A 16,203-nucleotide genomic window follows, 5' to 3' on the forward strand; every position below is an offset into this window, starting at 1 on the left:
ACACCTAAATATCCGGTTTCAAACCGAGGTCTGGTAGTAATAGCGGAGAGGTCACACCTGTTCTCATGCCGAACACAGAAGTTAAGTTCTCCAGCGCCGATGGTAGTTGGGGCTTTGCCCCTGCAAGAGTAGGACGCCGCCAGGCTAATGGAAAAAGGTTATGCATTTTGTATGCATAACCTTTTTTTGTATAGAAAAAATAAACGTGCCATTATGGCACGTTTATTTTCAACTCATTCCATACGGTCCGAGTTGCTCCGTATTCTCTCCATCCTGTATTTTGCTACTCCCACTCATCTGAGTAACCAATGGTACCATTTTTTCTATGGTTTGATTGAAGTTTTGGTTATTCTTCGTCATCGTATAATACGTTGCAGCTCCTACTCCGACGGAAGCTAATATGGGTAACCACATTCCATTTTTCTGCATGTCTAACCATCCTTTCCTAGAAACTGATTTTGTCAGACATGCTTAGGTTGAACGTAATACAGTAAGTCATACAAGGTAGCTAATACCAATAATATTAATCTGCAGCATTACTTCCCGCAAGTCTTCCTGTTACTAATGCTGAGGTAATATTATACCCACCAGTATAACCATGAATATCTAATATTTCTCCACAAAAGAATAATCCATTCATTAACTTAGATTGCATGGTATTAGGGATAATCTCTTTAATGGAGACACCACCTCCTGTAACAAATGCTTTTTCAAGGGGCAAGGATCCCTGTACATTAAATGTAAAGTTTTTCATATCGGCTATAATACCGCGTATTGCCTCATGAGAAATATTTGCTCCATTTTGTTCAGGCGAAATTCCGTTAGCTTGTAAAAGATAATCCAAAAAGCGTTCTGGCACTAATCCCTTTAAAATGGTCTTTATAGAACGTTTTGGATGCTCTTTCATTGCCTTTAACGTTTCATCTAATAAAACATGCTCTTTAATGGCAGGGATGGCGTCCAAGTGCATTGCCACCTGATCCCGACCCTTCATGAGTTCTTTTACAACAAATTGAGAACAGCGAAGAACAGCAGGTCCCGAAACACCAAAATGGGTAAAAAGCATGTCCATTTTGTGTGTTATAATTGGCTTGCCTTTTTTGTTTAGTACAGAGAGCGATATATCCCGCAGTGACAAGCCTTGCAAAGCTTTCTCTTGGATGAATCTTTCATTTGAAGTTAGAGCAACTTCTGTTGGATAAAGCTCTGTAATGGTATGTCCGGCTTTTTTAGCCCAGGCATAACCATCGCCCGTCGAGCCTGTATGAGGCACTGCTTTTCCTCCAACTGCAATTACAACAGAACTTGTTGGAAAAGTTTGTTTGTCTTTTAAGATAACTTGATGTGGTTCTTCATAAGAGAAATGCACTGCATCCACTTCAGTTTCTAATTTAATGTTTACCTTTAATTCATCTAGCTTATTTATTAGAGCATTTACAACCGTTTTTGCAGAATTGGAAACAGGAAACATTCGACCATGGTCTTCTTCCTTGAGTTCTACTCCTAGTTCTTCAAAAAAAGAGATAATATCATAATTATTAAAGACAGAAAATGCACTATATAAAAACCTACCGTTACCGGGGATGTGCTTAATGACTTCATCTTCTGGTAGACGATTTGTCACATTACAACGTCCTCCACCAGAAATTGCTAATTTTTTACCTAATTTATTTCCTTTTTCAATAAGCATGGTCTTGGCACCCTTTTCAGCAGCCGCTATCGCAGCCATTAAACCTGATGGACCTCCACCAATTACAATTACATCATATTTCAATTTCTTCATTCCTTTCCTATGTATCATACCACTGGAATAATGTGATCTCAACGTTCAAAGGAGCGTCTAAAAGGTATTTCAATTGATGCCTTCTTGAAATTCTTAGATGAATAAAAATTATCGTTATTAGAAACCTGTCTATTTATGATAAAATAGCAAATAGAATAGAAATTAGATGCAGGTGAAAAAATGTCGAATATAATCAGAGGCACCATGTTATTAACAGGTGCTTCCTTTTTATCAAAACTCCTTGGCATGCTTTATGTAATTCCATTTAATGCCTTGGTCGGAGAGACGGGAGGCGCGCTTTTTCAATTTGCGTACATTCCCTATAGCATATTTATTAGTATTTCAACAATTGGTGTCCCTTTAGCTGTTTCAAAGTTTGTGTCGAAGTATAATTCGGTTGGTGACTATGAAACAGGTATGAGGATGTTTAAAACAGGTATGACTATGATGGCGGTGACAGGACTGCTCTCGTTCTTGGCACTGTTTTTTAGTGCGGAATTACTTGCCGAACAAATGATTACCAGTAAGGATCCTGGTAGTATTTCCGTAGCAGATGTAACTTTTGTAATTCGTATGGTGAGTGTTGCGTTGATCGTAATACCTGCAATGAGTATAGTGAGAGGGTTCTTTCAGGGGAATAATTCTATGGGCCCAACTGCAGTCTCTCAGGTAGTTGAACAAATCGTTCGTATTGTCGTTTTGCTAGGTGGAGCGTTTGTAATTTTGAAGTTTTTAAATGGTTCCATTACAACAGCGGTCGGATTTGCCACATTTGCTGCCTTTATTGGGGCACTGGCTTCATGTGTCGTGTTGTACATTTACTGGCGTAAGCGAAAGCCATATCTTACAAAGCAAATGCAACAGCAACAATATACGTACGATATACCAACAAAGAATTTAATAGCTGAGTTGTTTCGTTATGCAGGTCCGTTTGTTCTGGTTGGTTTAGCTATTCCGTTATATCAACTAGTTGACTCTTTTACCTTTGAGCGGGCTATGGTAGCATCGGGTAGGCAAGATATATGGGAATTCTCCTTTGCTGTTATTAGCAATTATGGCCATAAACTTGTTATTATCCCGATAACATTGGCAACAGGGTTATCGCTTGCGATTATTCCTGCAATGACCAAGTCATTCACTCAAAGAAATACAGAGGTGCTTACAAAGCAGGTTAATCAAACCCTACAAATTGTATTGGTGCTTGTTGTTCCAGCTATTATTGGGCTATCCTTGCTATCCGGCGAAGCTTATGGTTCTTTATTTGGTGCAATGGGAATGATTGATGTATCTGGTCCTTTGTTAGGGCTTTATGCGCCTGTTGCTTTGTTTTTTGCATTGTACAGTGTATCTTCTGCTATATTACAAAGTGTAAATCAACAGAACTATGCTGTTATCAGTTTGCTTATAGGACTACTAGTGAAAATCCTGTTTAATATTCAGCTTATTCATATGTTTGGTGCTAAAGGAGCAATTATCGGTACAGCACTTGCTGCAATAATCGCAGTTGCACTTAATTTATATCGAATCAAAACATCCATCGATTTTTCCTTTAAACAAACATTCAAGCGGACGTTACTTATTTTAATATTCGTCATCTTTATGGCAATCACGATATGGATAACCAAGTTTGTAGGGGGCTTGTTTATACCTTATGAGGAAACGCGGACTGGTGCTACGATTATGCTAGCCTTAGCTGTTCTAACTGGTGGGACTGTTTATATGTGGTTTGCTTACCACTCTACATTACTTGAACGCGTGCTGGGAAACCGGATTCGTTTCCTAGATCGAATTTTTAGTAGATAGGAGAGACAAGGATGCGAGTTGATAAGTTACTGGCGAATAGTGGCTATGGCAGTCGTAAAGAAGTGAAAAGTCTATTAAAAGGAAAACAAGTAACGCGAAACGGCAAAGTCATTAAAGATGGGAGTACCCATGTAAATCCAGATACTGACAGTATTGAAGTGAATAACAAGAAAGTAAATTACGAAAAATATATCTACCTCATGATGAACAAGCCACAGGGATGCCTTTCTGCTACAAAGGATGCTCGGGATAAAACAGTCATAGACCTATTGGGTGATGAAGAAAAGACCTACCAGCCTTTCCCAGTAGGGCGTCTCGATAAAGACACAGAAGGGTTGCTGCTTCTTACGAATGATGGACAGCTAGCACATGAGCTGACTTCTCCAAAAAAGGATGTTAAAAAGCGCTACTATGCCAAAATTAATGGAGAAGTCCTTGATAGCCATGTAAAACTGTTCCAAGAGGGGCTCGTGTTAAAGGATGGGTACCATGCAAAGCCTGCCTGGTTGGAAATAATAAAGTCTGGGATTACATCAGAAATAATAATTACCATAACAGAAGGAAAATATCATCAAGTGAAGCGTATGTTTGAAGCAGTAGATCGAAAGGTTCTCTACTTGAAACGTTTAGAAATGGGTGAGTTACAATTGGACAAATCCCTTTCACTTGGTGCGTATCGACCGCTTACAGAACAGGAAAAAGCGTATTGCTTCTCCATTAAACGTAAATAGAGGTGTTAACATGGGCAATCATTATTTTATCGCTATTCCATTACCTGATCGTATCAAACAGGATTTATCGCAACTTCAGAAAAAGCTAAAGGAAAATCTTACGTATAAGCAATGGCCTATCCCGGAAGATTTTCATATAACATTAAAGTTCTTTGGTGATTTACCCGATAATAAAGTACATCTACTAAAGGACCGTTTGGCTGAGGTTCAAAAACAAGTAGTTTTTTCAATAAATGTTGGGAAAATAGGTTTCTTTGGTGATTCGAAAAGACCACGAGTACTTTGGTCAGGAGTAGAAAAAACAGAACCTCTTCAGAGTCTTTATTCAGCTGTCGAAGAGATTGCTTCAGGTTGTGGCATTGTGAAAGAGAATAGACCATATCGTCCTCATATCACCATAGCTAAAAACTGGGTAGGTGAAGCAAAGAGAGAACAAATAGAACAGCTGGATCACATGCACAATGAACAACAAATAATGAAGGTGGATCGAATAGTGCTCTATCAAATTTTTCCACAACAGCGACCGAAATACCATCCGGTTGCCACTTTTGAATTAAAGGGAGATGGTGATACTGGCTCAGCTGATTAAGTTACAAGATTACATCACGCGTTATGAGTGGGATACATATCGATATCCCAGTCAGTATATAAGATTAAAGCAGGATAATTGGAAAAAATTATATGATCGTTGGTTAAACCCAACTGAAGAGCCCGAAAACTCGGTACATGATGACACGGAAAGTTCTAGAATTTCCAAATTAAAATCATTTTTAAAAAAGGATGCTATCACATCAGAGGAAGTAGAACCAGAACCAGAAGAGGTACTTCCTAATACCGAAGCTGAGCTCAAGCAATACTTTTTAGATCAACTATTTGATTTTCAGCTGAAATGGGCGACATCTACAGTGACGGAGCGCTCTGTCATGCACAAGAAATATCAAGACGATTCGTTATTAAAATTCTTTCTGCAACGTTTTCCAGACTCTTATTTGCTCCTTTACTTTCCAATATTTTCCATAAAAAAAGCCCCTGTGGATGGCGAGATTCTTCTCATTGGACCATTAGGGATTGAGATAATATATATCGCAGAAACGGAAGAAGGAGCATCCTTTATTGCTGGTGAGGAAAGGACTTGGACGATCCAGGGAGAAAAAGAAAGTAGAAAGATGCTAAATCCGTTGATTGCATTAAAACGAACGGAACAAATCGTCCGGAGTATTTTACGCTCTAAAGACATAGATTTCCCAGTACACAAAACAGTTCTTTCCAGAACGAACCTAATCATTAACCATTATGAGCCCTACCAAACAAGGATGATTGATAAGCGTTCCTTTGAAGAATGGTTCCAAGAGAAACGTAGCTCTTCTTCCCCACTTAAGAGTAGTCAACTTAAGGCTGCGGGCACATTATTAATACATTGTCAGACCACTTCTGTAAAACGTCCTGAATGGGATGAAGAAGCGATAACCTTTACATTTGCTGATGATGAAAAGAAATAAAATTTTAAAGTTGTATTTTTAATTCAATCCCTATAAAATAAGTAGTTGAATGCTATTTTTTGAAAGATGTGAGGAATATATGGTGAACTGGCTGAAGCAAGTTCTAGGAAAAGGCTGGGAAGTAACTCCAGCTGGTGGGCTTACTGGCGATGCATATTTAGCAACAAAAGAAAACAGGCGGTTGTTTCTTAAGCGAAACTCTTCACCTTTTTTAGCTGTACTATCAGCAGAAGGGATCGTCCCAAAATTGATTTGGACCAAGCGTATGGAGAACGGGGATGTCATCACAGCCCAAGAATGGCTGGATGGGAGAGAATTAAAACCTGCTGAGATGCAGCGTTACCAGGTAGCTGAGTTACTACGTAAGATACATGATTCCTCTGAATTACTCCATATGTTAATGCGGATTGGTAAAAAACCCGTCACTTCTGATGAAGGGTTTCTTTATATAACTGGTAGACTGCAGCAGTTAGGAATTGCTGAAAAGCATGCTTCTGTTGCAACAGCAATGTCATATTTGGAACAAATGCTCCCTGTTACGAGACATCAACAGCAGGTTGTTTGTCATGGAGACTTAAATCACAACAATATTCTTCTGACCAACGAAGGCCATCTTTATTTAATTGATTGGGATAATGCGATGATCGCCGACCCTGTAATTGATTATGGGATGGTACTAAAATGGTATATTCCTCAGTCAGAGTGGGATGATTGGCTACACCAGTATGGTATATCAATGGACAGAGAGCTTGTTGAGAGAATGTTTTGGTATTTGCTTGTTGATGCCTTGCATTACGTATGTTGGCATAGTGAGCGAAATGAGTTTGACAAAGTTACGGAAAGACTGCGCAATCTTGATGAATTAAATAGCTATATTAAAACATCTATTTTGCTGTAAATTGATTAATTGTACCAATCCATTGGTCAATATTGGCTTGATTCGCAGTAATATGCTCAGGAACGTTAGCTGTATTTTCACCCTGGGTGCCATAACTATATATATCTGGTAAGATTTGGGCTAATTGCGTATCAGTAATACGATTTTCTGTTAACATTGACTGGACAAGTCTCTTTATTTGTTGATATTCTGATACATTTCCACAACATTCTCCTGATTGCTCATCCAGTATATCCAAAAGAAGTACTAATTGATGATTGGTTGTTAAAGACATGTTCGATCACCTCTTGTCTTATTTTCAGCATTTTTAATAATAATATACACATTATAAACAGAGAAAGGTGCTATATATGCGTCAACGACACAAACCGTGGGCAGATACTTTTTTACAAGAGAATAAACATCTAGTCATACCACAAGCTCAGCAATATAAAAGCAAATGGAAAGAATTGTTTGGGAATGATAACCCTGTGCATGTTGAAATTGGCACGGGAAAAGGACAGTTTCTAGTTGGGATGGCTCAGCAGCATCCTGATATCAATTTTATCGGCATAGAATTAGCTAAAAGTATAGTAGTAACAGCCGCTCAAAAGGTGTTGGATGCCCAACATAAGAATATTTTATTGCTAAATGAAAATGCCGCTGATTTCCGGGAAATTTTTGCTGATGGAGAAATTGCCTGTATTTATCTCAATTTTTCTGATCCTTGGCCAAAAAACCGCCATGCTAAAAGAAGATTGACATATCAAAGTTTTTTAGAGCAATATCAAGAAGTTCTTGCGAATACTGGGGAAGTCATTTTCAAAACGGATAATCGTGGTCTCTTTGAATATTCGCTTGTTAGCTTTTCTCAATTTGGTATGCTATTAAATGAAGTAAATCTTGATTTACATGCCATAGAGGACCCTTTGAATGTGATGACAGAGTACGAAGAAAAATTTTCAGCAAAAGGGCAACCAATATATCGATGCCGGGCGTATTTCCCAGGCAATTAAGAACCTCCTAGTAGGTTCTTTTTAAATGAACAAAAATGGTAACGCTTGCAGTAATTTCGAAGCATTTGCTACACTAAATACAGTATGGAAAGGGGAAAGGGTTATGGAGAAATTGCAAGTAGGCAGCGCGACATTGACCTGGTTACGGGGCGGTGTGACGCATATGGACGGTGGCGCAATGTTCGGAGTTGTACCTAAGGCCTTATGGAGTAAAAAGTATCCAGTCAATGGCAAAAATCAGATAGAGCTGCGTACAGATCCGATTTTACTGCAAATTGACGGTAAAAACCTTCTAATTGATAGTGGAATCGGAATTGGGAAATTTACAGATAAGCAGAAAAGAAACTATGGGGTACTGGAAGAATCTTTCATAGAACAGTCTCTAGCAGAGCACGGCTTAACCGTTGCGGACATCGACGGGGTTCTCATGACGCATATGCACTTTGATCATGCTTGTGGATTAACAGTAAAAGAAGGAGACACCTATCAATCTGTTTTTAAAAATGCAGTTATTTATACGACTGAAACAGAGTGGGCGGAAATGCGTAATCCTAATATTAGGTCTGTTAACACGTATTGGAAACAAAACTGGGAGGCCATCAAAGAACAGGTTCAGCCTTTCTCTAAACAAATGGAAATTGTGGATGGGTTACGTATGATACATACAGGTGGACATAGTGACGGGCATGCAATTGTGTATTTCCAAGACGGGGATGACAGCTTTTTACACATGGCAGATATTATGCCGACTCATGCGCATCAAAACAAGCTCTGGGCACTTGCCTATGATGACTATCCTGTTACAAGTGTACATGAAAAAGAGAAATGGATGGCTACGGGGTATGCCAATAGAACGTGGTATACCTTCTATCATGATGCATTTTATAGAGCAATAAAGTATAACAAAGACGGCGAAAAGATTGAGAGTGTAGAGAAACAAAAATATACAGAGAGTTAAAGATAAGAAAACCAGACGACTTAGAAAAGTGTCTGGTTTTTTATTGTTCTTAGGCAGTTTGCGTAGCGCCTAGAACAGCGCCAGTATCCACGTCAACATGGAATTCATATTGTTTATTTTCTCCGTCGATGGTACGTGTTACCCCACCACGGTAAGCATTATAAAGCAAGCCATCTTTTTCTATTTCCTCTGGTTTCATGTAAATCCAGGATCCGCTTATAGGTCCTTGCTTTTTAAATGTTTCTTTTGCATGCTTCAGTGCTTTTTCAGGTGTAACACTTTGATAGTTATCGAATTGTTGTTTTGCCATATAGCCGATTACTGCACCGATTCCGGCGGCAAAGACTACTCGTTTTACACTCATTCTTCATCACCTCATGCTAAATTTTGTTTGTTAATCTCGTATATTATTTTCACTTAATAGTATAACTTATCCAATTAAAAATAGAAAATAATAAAATCGATAAAGTGAAACTTCAATAAATAGCGATATTTTAACCCTATTTTAAGGATAACTAATGGACAATCACAAAACTCATGCATCTTGGTTGTTTTCTTCCCTGCTTACCTTTTTTGTTTTTAGATCCAGCTTCTTGTTCAGAAAGAGCTATTAGCAGTTTATGGTGGATAAAAGTGAATAGTGGAAAGAGAACGACACTTTCCGGTATACTGATTATATTACATACTTGAAGGTGGGATAAGATGAAGCAGGATACATTGGAGCTTTTTAGAAACTTGACTGAATTACAAGGGGCCCCAGGAAATGAGCATGCCGTAAGGTCTTTTATGAAACAAGAGCTAACAAAATATGCTGATGAAATTATACAAGATAACCTTGGTGGTGTCTTTGGTGTGAAAAAGGGAGACGAAAACGGACCTAGAGTAATGGTAGCAGGTCACATGGACGAAGTTGGTTTCATGGTTACACAGATTACTAAAAACGGTATGATCCGGTTTCAAACACTTGGAGGCTGGTGGAGCCAGGTTCTTCTCGCACAACGAGTACAAGTGATGACAGAAAATGGCCCAGTTGTGGGTGTGATTGGATCAATTCCGCCACATAATTTAACCGAAGCGCAACGTCAAAAGCCGATGGAAATTAAAAACATGCTTATTGATATTGGTGCTGATGATAGGGAAGATGCGGAGAAAATAGGGATAAAGCCAGGACAGCAAATTGTCCCATTAACTCCGTTTACTCCTATGGCAAATGAAAAGAAGATACTGGCTAAAGCTTGGGATAATCGTTATGGTTGCGGACTATCTATTGAATTATTAAAAGAACTTCAAGGTGAAAAGCTACCAAACCAACTTTTCTCAGGTGCTACCGTTCAAGAAGAAGTTGGACTGCGTGGTGCGCAAGTAGCTGCTAATATGATTAAGCCAGACATTTTTTATGCATTAGACGCTTCACCTGCAAACGATGCTTCTGGTGATAAAGAGGAATTTGGTCAGCTTGGTCAAGGTGCGCTATTACGTATTTTTGACCGTTCTATGATTACCCACCAAGGAATGAAAGACTTTGTTCTTGATACAGCAGAGTCCAATAATATACCTTATCAGTATTTCATTTCCCAAGGGGGAACAGATGCTGGACGGGTTCATCTATCCAATAATGGAGTTCCTTCAGCAGTCGTAGGGATATGCTCTCGTTATATCCATACATCTGCTTCTATTATCCATGTAGATGATTACGCAGCAGCAAAGGAATTGATTGTGAAATTAGTAAAACAAACAGATGCTAATATGGTAGAACAGATCAGAAAGGCTTAATTTTCAAGGTTTTTGATCTGATAAAGTATATCTAGGCTAATAAAATTCTTTGTTCCAGACTTTTTTGCAGACATGCTATTATATGTTGCATGAAAGTCTGGAGTTTTTTTAGAAGAGGTGAAAAGATGAAAATAGTAGTAGGGTCAAAGAACCCAACAAAAGTGGAAGCGGCTAAAGCAGTGTTTGCTTCCCATAGCATTGTCTCATTTGATGCTCCTTCTAATGTATCCCCACAACCAATAACAGACGAAGAAACGAGAGAAGGGGCAATAAACAGGGCAAAACAATGTGCTAGAAACAATGATCCAGACCTCGGCATTGGTCTTGAAGGTGGTGTGATGGAAGTGGATGGGGAGCTCTTTTTATGTAATTGGGGTGCGCTTGTCACAAAAGATGAAAAAATCTATACAGCTAGCGGAGCCCGTATCGCTTTACCAAGAGAGTTCTCTAAAGAACTTCATTCTGGCAAAGAACTAGGAAGTTTAATGGATGAATATGCCAAAAGAGAAGGGGTTAGTAAAAAAGAAGGAGCGGTCGGTATTTTTACAAATGATCTTGTAAGTCGACAGGTGATGTTTGAACATGTATTAACATTATTAAGAGGCCAGTGGGAATTTTGGAACAAATAAAAAGCAGCGGAGTCGCTGCTTTTTTCTATGCATAGATATAGGCAAGTACTTCTAGTGCTTGATCAATTGTCTCAACTGTTACATTTGCTTTATTACTCAACTCTTTTAATGGGTGTATCAAAGATTCTGGTCTCACAATAATGGTGGGTTTGTTTAATGCTATAGCAGTGCTTGCATCCATTGCAGTATTCCATTGCTTGTACTGCTCTCCAAATAAAGCAATGACAACATCTGCTTTATTCATTAACACTTCTGTACGCAGATTATTTACACTTGAAGCAGCATCGTCCTTGTATAGATTACTAGGTTGTTTCCCAAGAATTTGTTCCCCTATGTTGTCTGAATGCTCATGATTTGTTTGCGGGGAGACAAAATGGAGGGGGAGCTTCTTTACCTCCGCTTTTTGTTTTAGTTCGTTTCGCCAGTCATCATGAATTTGTCCTGCTAAATAAACGGTTAGTTCCATCATATTCCTCCTCTATCCTTTTTTATCCCGGTGCAACCGTCTGTAAGACTCCCACTTCAAAACATGAAGTGAAACCGTGATGTTTAAGTGGGAGTAAACGGGCGCTAACACCCCGATTCGTTCAACGAACAATCAGTGGGGGAAGAACGAAAATCCCCACTGATTGAAGTTTCACTTTATATCGTATCGAAAATGATAGCACTTGCAAAGAAATTAGACTTCCGTGTTAAAAGACAATAAACTTTTGTTTCATTCGTTTTCATAGTACAATATTTTCCGATTGTATATGACGTAGTAGGGGAAGTTTGAATTTGTTTTAGCTAGCATAGCCTTGATAATTGAATCTAACTCAAAAGAAAGATATGATATGAAAGGGAGTTGATACAAATGAAAAATCTTGAAACAGTTGAACAATTTAATGAATGGAAAAATAATGAAAATGTTATTATGTATTTCACAGCAGGTTGGTGTCCCGATTGTGTTGTAATCGAGCCTGTACTGCCAGAAATAGAGGAAGAATTTCCATCCTTTACGTTTATAAAAATTAACCGAGACAATTTTATTGAAATCTGCCAAGAGCATGATGTATATGGAATACCAAGCTTTCTTGCATTTTCGAATGGCAAGGAAACAGGGAGATTCGTCAGCAAGGATCGAAAAACGAAAGAAGAGATAGTGGAATTTATACAGGGACTTTCGTCAATATAAAATCATTCCCTGTCCTTGATGGATGAGTATGGACTAAGGAGGATGTAAGATGAAAATGACATCATTAAAATTAAAGCAAATTTTGCAGGAGCGCTTGTCAGATACACAATATCACACATCCTACAATCGGGATAAGGACACATTTCGTGTGGAGTGGAAAGAATCAAGACAAGGTATTACCATAACATTGCCTAACGTTGTGGCGAAATATAATCAGCGAGGCGAAGAAGCAATAGAAGAGCTCGTTGAACACATAACAGAGGCACTGCGAATTATGAATGAAGAACACCAATTGGCTGGAATGGAAAAACACATCTTCCCTGTAATAAGGGCAACCTCTTTTCCTAGTAAAACGAAGGCCAATAAAGAATTGATTCACAGGGAACATACTGCAGAAACCAGGATCTACTATGCTTTGGATCTAGGCAAATCTTACCGCTTAATCGACAAGGAGTTGCTTGAAAGCGAAGGATGGACCAAAGACAGGATTAATGAAATTGCTACGTTCAATTTACGTTCACTCGAATGTGATTATAATCAAGATACGGTAGCGGGCAATGATTTTTATTTTATTGCTAAACAAGATGGTTATGATGCAAGCAGGATACTAAATGAAGCATTTCTAGAAGAAATGAAAGCAAATATGAAGGGCGAAATGGCCGTAGCTGTTCCTCACCAAGATGTTTTTATTATTGCTGATATTCAAAATAAGACCGGCTATGATATTTTGGCACAGATGAATATGAAATTCTTTGCAGAGGGAAGAATACCGATCACATCTCTACCCTTTATTTACGAAGACAAGCAGCTAGAACCGGTATTTATTCTTGCCAAAAATAAACCAGAAAACAAATAGGGAAGGAAGAGTTGAATGGATGTATTTTATAACCCGGATGGTATTGGTGATGTACTCATCATTCCACTTAAAACCGGAGATCGTTATGAGCTAAAACATGATAAAGCAGGAGATATTACAAGAATTACGGATTCAGATGGAGCGATACTAGGCTACAACATATTTCAAGCTTCAAAGCATTTCACAAAGCTAACAAATGGAAAAAATACCATGACAGAAGCATTGCTTAAAGAAATGAAGAAGTTATTTACTGCAGAAGGCATAACGGATTCATTAGACTTTGACCTATCACCGAAATTTGTTGTAGGCCATGTTTTAAATAAAGAACCCCATGAAAATGCAGATAAATTAAGTGTCTGCCAAGTAGATGTGGGAAGTGAGACATTACAGATTGTCTGTGGTGCACCTAATATTGATAAAGATCAGTATGTCGTTGTTGCAAAGGTTGGCGCAACGATGCCAAGTGGTCTACAGATCAAACCGACAGAATTACGAGGTGTTCCTTCGAATGGTATGATATGTTCGCAAAAAGAGTTGGGTCTACCAAATGCACCGAAGGAAAAAGGGATATATGTCTTAGAGGAATCTTATACACCTGGGGATACGTTCACATTTTAATGGGAGCCAAAGTGTAATTACTTTGGTATGCCAGGAGAGAACAACCTTTGTTAATACATGGGTTGTTTTTATTTTGAGATCTACAATCCATATAAAACCTGTTAGAATGGTAATACACGACTTATGGATGAAATGAGTGATTAAACATGTGGGATCAATGGAAGAAAAAGATAAAAACACTCTTTGTTGAAGAGGAAGAGCAAGAACAACCAGAGTTAAAACAACAACACAAACAAACACAGGATTTGCAGGCAAAGATGATGTACCAATATCCGAAAAAACCCGCTTTTCGGTTTCCTGTTATTCCAGATCAGCATGCAGATAATGTTGATAACTCCACTTCTCTAGAACAAACAAGAGAAGTTCATGTAAAACCAAAACGAACAGGTAACAAAGAAGAAAAAACCTATCCAAATTACGGAAATAAAATTTACAAGAAAGAAATAGACACACCATTTAAACGTACAGAGGTGCCATCCCCAATATATGGGTTCCAGCAACGGAAAAAGAATAGTCATATCGAGGATGTTCCAGCGTTCAAGCGGAAAGAAGAAAGACTTTCAAAAGAACTACCGATGTTGGAAGAACGAGAGGAAATGGAGGATGTAACCAATATACCAAACCCAGTACATAAAGAGACCGGTGTAGAGAAAATGGCTACTACGATCGAAGAGGCACAGCCTGTGGTTAACGAACAAAGCGAGGAATCAGTAAAGGAACCGGTAGAGCAATCCTTTGCAAAAATGCACACAGAGACCAATGAAGAGCCTCAGGAAGGCACAGAAGAATTATCGTCAAATGAAAGAGAAAAAAGCAGCAGAAGCCATAGTACTGGTTCTGGAAATAGGACATCCGGCCAAGGCCCATTTAATGTCATTATGACACCAAGAGACAAGAAACAATTATTTGAGAAACAAAAGCAGCAGGAAAAGCAAGTGCAAACAAGCAATTCAAATAATAATCCTTCTAGTGTGATGACACCAGTTAAAGAGGAGGTTGTAGGAAAAGCAAAATCAATTCCGAACCATCTCTTAAACGATCCTGTTCAAAAGGATAATGCCGATCATGTGTGGATAGAGGAACAGCAAGAATTACTGGAACAGACGTTAAAGCACTTTAATGTCCGGGCGAAAGTGGTTAACGCAACACAAGGTCCTTCTGTAACACGATTTGAAGTACAGCCTGAGCTAGGCGTAAAGGTTAGTAAGGTGAAGAATCTAAGTGATGACTTAAAATTAAATATGGCTGCAAAAGATATTCGAATCGAAGCTCCAATTCCTGGTAAAAATACCATTGGAATTGAGATCCCCAACCCTAACCCGCAAATGGTTGGTTTACAAGGGATATTTGAGTCAGAAGCTTTTAAAGGCAGTCTCTCCCCTTTAACGATTGCACTGGGATTAAGTATTGAAGGACAACCGTTAATTACTAATATTCAAAAAATGCCACACGGGCTGATTGCAGGTGCGACGGGGTCTGGTAAAAGTGTTTGTATTAATACGATCTTAATCAGTCTTTTGTATAAAGCTAGTCATGAGGATGTTAAGTTTCTACTCATTGACCCGAAAATGGTAGAACTCGCACCATATAATGGTATTCCTCATCTTGTCTCTCCTGTTATTACAGATGTAAAAGCAGCTACTGCTGCTCTGAAATGGGCGGTTAGTGAAATGGAATCCCGCTACGAGCGATTTGTTCAAGAGGGTGTTCGAGACCTTGAACGGTTTAACCAAAAGATACTAAAACAGGGTAGACCATCCGAAAAAATGCCATATATCGTGATCGTTATTGATGAACTGGCAGATCTAATGATGATGTCACCACAGGATGTGGAAGAAGCAATCAGCCGTATTGCACAAAAGGCAAGGGCTTGTGGAATCCATCTTCTTCTAGCGACACAACGACCTTCAGTAGATGTTATAACAGGTTTAATTAAAGCAAATATTCCCACCCGGATTGCGTTCAGTGTATCCTCACAAGTAGATTCAAGGACCATTTTGGACACTGGAGGTGCTGATAAACTACTCGGTAAGGGAGATATGTTGTTTATCGAAAATGGAGCAGGTAAGAGTATCCGACTACAGGGGCCTTTTGTTTCTGACGAAGAGATAGAGCGGGTTACAAGCTATGCCAGAGGGATTGCTGAGCCGAATTATTTGTTTGAGCAAGAACAGTTGCTCGAACAGATAGCAACAGATGACGAAGAGGACGAATTAATGGACGACGCCATTGAATTTGTGTTGCATCAGAACAGTGCAAGCACCTCCCTTCTGCAACGACATTTTAAAATTGGTTATAATCGTGCAGCCCGCTTAATAGATGCACTTGAAATGAAGGGGATTATTTCAGGGCAAAATGGGAGCAAGCCACGAGATGTTTTAGCAACGAAGGCACAAATAGAGGAATGGAATGGCAGCTGAACGATTAGCCTTGTTTCCCATATCTTTTTTCTATATGATAAGAGAAACAGATTATTAGATGTAAGG

The 16,203-nt window shown here is 38.8% G+C and carries 18 protein-coding genes and 1 rRNA gene; 14 read left to right on the top strand and 5 right to left on the bottom strand.

Going from position 1 to position 16,203, the window contains the following annotated elements; translation table 11 throughout:
- The first annotated feature begins 29 nt into the window (after window positions 1-29).
- Window positions 30-145, top strand: a 5S ribosomal RNA gene (gene rrf, locus AC6CHS_RS00005).
- An 83-nt stretch (window positions 146-228) separates the two neighbouring features.
- On the opposite strand, the gene AC6CHS_RS00010 is transcribed toward rrf, so the two are convergent.
- Together AC6CHS_RS00010 and AC6CHS_RS00015 are read right to left on the bottom strand one after the other, a co-directional pair.
- Window positions 229-429 carry a hypothetical protein gene (locus AC6CHS_RS00010; protein WP_036572016.1) on the bottom strand — a complete coding sequence of 67 codons (201 nt, stop codon included), beginning with the start codon at window positions 427-429 and terminating at the stop codon, window positions 229-231.
- 94 nt (window positions 430-523) lie between these two features.
- On the bottom strand, window positions 524-1,774 hold the full coding sequence (locus AC6CHS_RS00015) for a BaiN/RdsA family NAD(P)/FAD-dependent oxidoreductase (RefSeq protein ID WP_498234522.1): 1,251 nt from the start codon (window positions 1,772-1,774) through the stop codon (window positions 524-526).
- Between the two features lie 189 nt (window positions 1,775-1,963).
- Here AC6CHS_RS00015 and AC6CHS_RS00020 point away from each other — a divergent pair, with 189 nt between their 5' ends.
- From AC6CHS_RS00020 to AC6CHS_RS00040, 5 genes are all read left to right on the top strand, one after another.
- Window positions 1,964-3,586: a putative polysaccharide biosynthesis protein gene (locus AC6CHS_RS00020; RefSeq protein WP_498233466.1), complete on the top strand. Its 1,623-nt coding sequence runs from the start codon at window positions 1,964-1,966 to the stop codon at window positions 3,584-3,586.
- An 11-nt stretch (window positions 3,587-3,597) separates the two neighbouring features.
- Window positions 3,598-4,317, top strand: a complete 720-nt coding sequence (locus tag AC6CHS_RS00025; protein ID WP_498233467.1) for a pseudouridine synthase — start codon at window positions 3,598-3,600, stop codon at window positions 4,315-4,317.
- A 10-nt stretch (window positions 4,318-4,327) separates the two neighbouring features.
- Window positions 4,328-4,906 (top strand): RNA 2',3'-cyclic phosphodiesterase, encoded by a 579-nt coding sequence (thpR, locus tag AC6CHS_RS00030; protein ID WP_498233468.1) that lies wholly within the window; start codon window positions 4,328-4,330, stop codon window positions 4,904-4,906.
- Window positions 4,881-5,816, top strand: a complete 936-nt coding sequence (locus tag AC6CHS_RS00035; RefSeq protein ID WP_498233469.1) for an NERD domain-containing protein — start codon at window positions 4,881-4,883, stop codon at window positions 5,814-5,816. Before thpR ends, AC6CHS_RS00035 begins: the two co-directional genes overlap by 26 nt.
- Before the next feature lie 79 nt (window positions 5,817-5,895).
- Window positions 5,896-6,714, top strand: a complete 819-nt coding sequence (locus AC6CHS_RS00040; RefSeq protein ID WP_379549302.1) for a phosphotransferase — start codon at window positions 5,896-5,898, stop codon at window positions 6,712-6,714.
- Here AC6CHS_RS00040 and AC6CHS_RS00045 read toward each other — a convergent pair.
- Window positions 6,701-6,988: a YtzH-like family protein gene (locus tag AC6CHS_RS00045; RefSeq protein ID WP_498233470.1), complete on the bottom strand. Its 288-nt coding sequence runs from the start codon at window positions 6,986-6,988 to the stop codon at window positions 6,701-6,703. The two genes, AC6CHS_RS00040 and AC6CHS_RS00045, sit on opposite strands and share 14 nt — an antisense overlap.
- Window positions 6,989-7,064: 76 nt before the next feature.
- On the opposite strand from AC6CHS_RS00045, the gene trmB reads away from it, so the two are divergent.
- A complete protein-coding gene (gene trmB / locus AC6CHS_RS00050; RefSeq protein ID WP_498233471.1) occupies window positions 7,065-7,709 on the top strand; it encodes a tRNA (guanosine(46)-N7)-methyltransferase TrmB in 645 nt (214 codons plus the stop codon).
- Window positions 7,710-7,812: 103 nt separating this feature from the next.
- Window positions 7,813-8,667, top strand: coding sequence for a YtnP family quorum-quenching lactonase (locus AC6CHS_RS00055; RefSeq protein WP_498233472.1), 855 nt, complete (start codon window positions 7,813-7,815; stop codon window positions 8,665-8,667).
- A gap of 49 nt (window positions 8,668-8,716) precedes the next feature.
- Here AC6CHS_RS00055 and AC6CHS_RS00060 read toward each other — a convergent pair whose 3' ends face one another.
- Window positions 8,717-9,031 (bottom strand): PepSY domain-containing protein, encoded by a 315-nt coding sequence (locus AC6CHS_RS00060; RefSeq protein ID WP_036572026.1) that lies wholly within the window; start codon window positions 9,029-9,031, stop codon window positions 8,717-8,719.
- 338 nt (window positions 9,032-9,369) lie between these two features.
- Between AC6CHS_RS00060 and AC6CHS_RS00065 the strand changes: the two genes are divergently transcribed.
- On the top strand, window positions 9,370-10,440 hold the full coding sequence (locus AC6CHS_RS00065; RefSeq protein ID WP_498233473.1) for a M42 family metallopeptidase: 1,071 nt from the start codon (window positions 9,370-9,372) through the stop codon (window positions 10,438-10,440).
- Window positions 10,441-10,565: 125 nt separating this feature from the next.
- Window positions 10,566-11,069, top strand: coding sequence for a DUF84 family protein (locus tag AC6CHS_RS00070; RefSeq protein WP_498233474.1), 504 nt, complete (start codon window positions 10,566-10,568; stop codon window positions 11,067-11,069).
- 25 nt (window positions 11,070-11,094) lie between these two features.
- On the opposite strand, the gene AC6CHS_RS00075 is transcribed toward AC6CHS_RS00070, so the two are convergent.
- Window positions 11,095-11,535, bottom strand: a complete 441-nt coding sequence (locus AC6CHS_RS00075; protein WP_498233475.1) for a YtoQ family protein — start codon at window positions 11,533-11,535, stop codon at window positions 11,095-11,097.
- A 387-nt stretch (window positions 11,536-11,922) separates the two neighbouring features.
- Between AC6CHS_RS00075 and AC6CHS_RS00080 the strand changes: the two genes are divergently transcribed.
- From AC6CHS_RS00080 to AC6CHS_RS00095, 4 genes are all read left to right on the top strand, one after another.
- Window positions 11,923-12,243 (top strand): thioredoxin family protein, encoded by a 321-nt coding sequence (locus AC6CHS_RS00080; RefSeq protein ID WP_498233476.1) that lies wholly within the window; start codon window positions 11,923-11,925, stop codon window positions 12,241-12,243.
- Between the two features lie 49 nt (window positions 12,244-12,292).
- Complete coding sequence (locus AC6CHS_RS00085; RefSeq protein WP_498233477.1) at window positions 12,293-13,099, top strand: DUF1444 domain-containing protein; 807 nt, start codon at window positions 12,293-12,295, stop codon at window positions 13,097-13,099.
- Window positions 13,100-13,114: 15 nt separating this feature from the next.
- The gene (gene ytpR / locus AC6CHS_RS00090) at window positions 13,115-13,717 is read left to right on the top strand and encodes a YtpR family tRNA-binding protein (protein ID WP_498233478.1); all 603 of its coding nucleotides are present in this window, start codon (window positions 13,115-13,117) and stop codon (window positions 13,715-13,717) included.
- 146 nt (window positions 13,718-13,863) lie between these two features.
- Window positions 13,864-16,137, top strand: a complete 2,274-nt coding sequence (locus tag AC6CHS_RS00095) for a DNA translocase FtsK (protein ID WP_498233479.1) — start codon at window positions 13,864-13,866, stop codon at window positions 16,135-16,137.
- The last annotated feature ends 66 nt before the right edge of the window (window positions 16,138-16,203 follow it).

This window comes from Oceanobacillus sp. GQ8, from assembly GCF_059758495.1.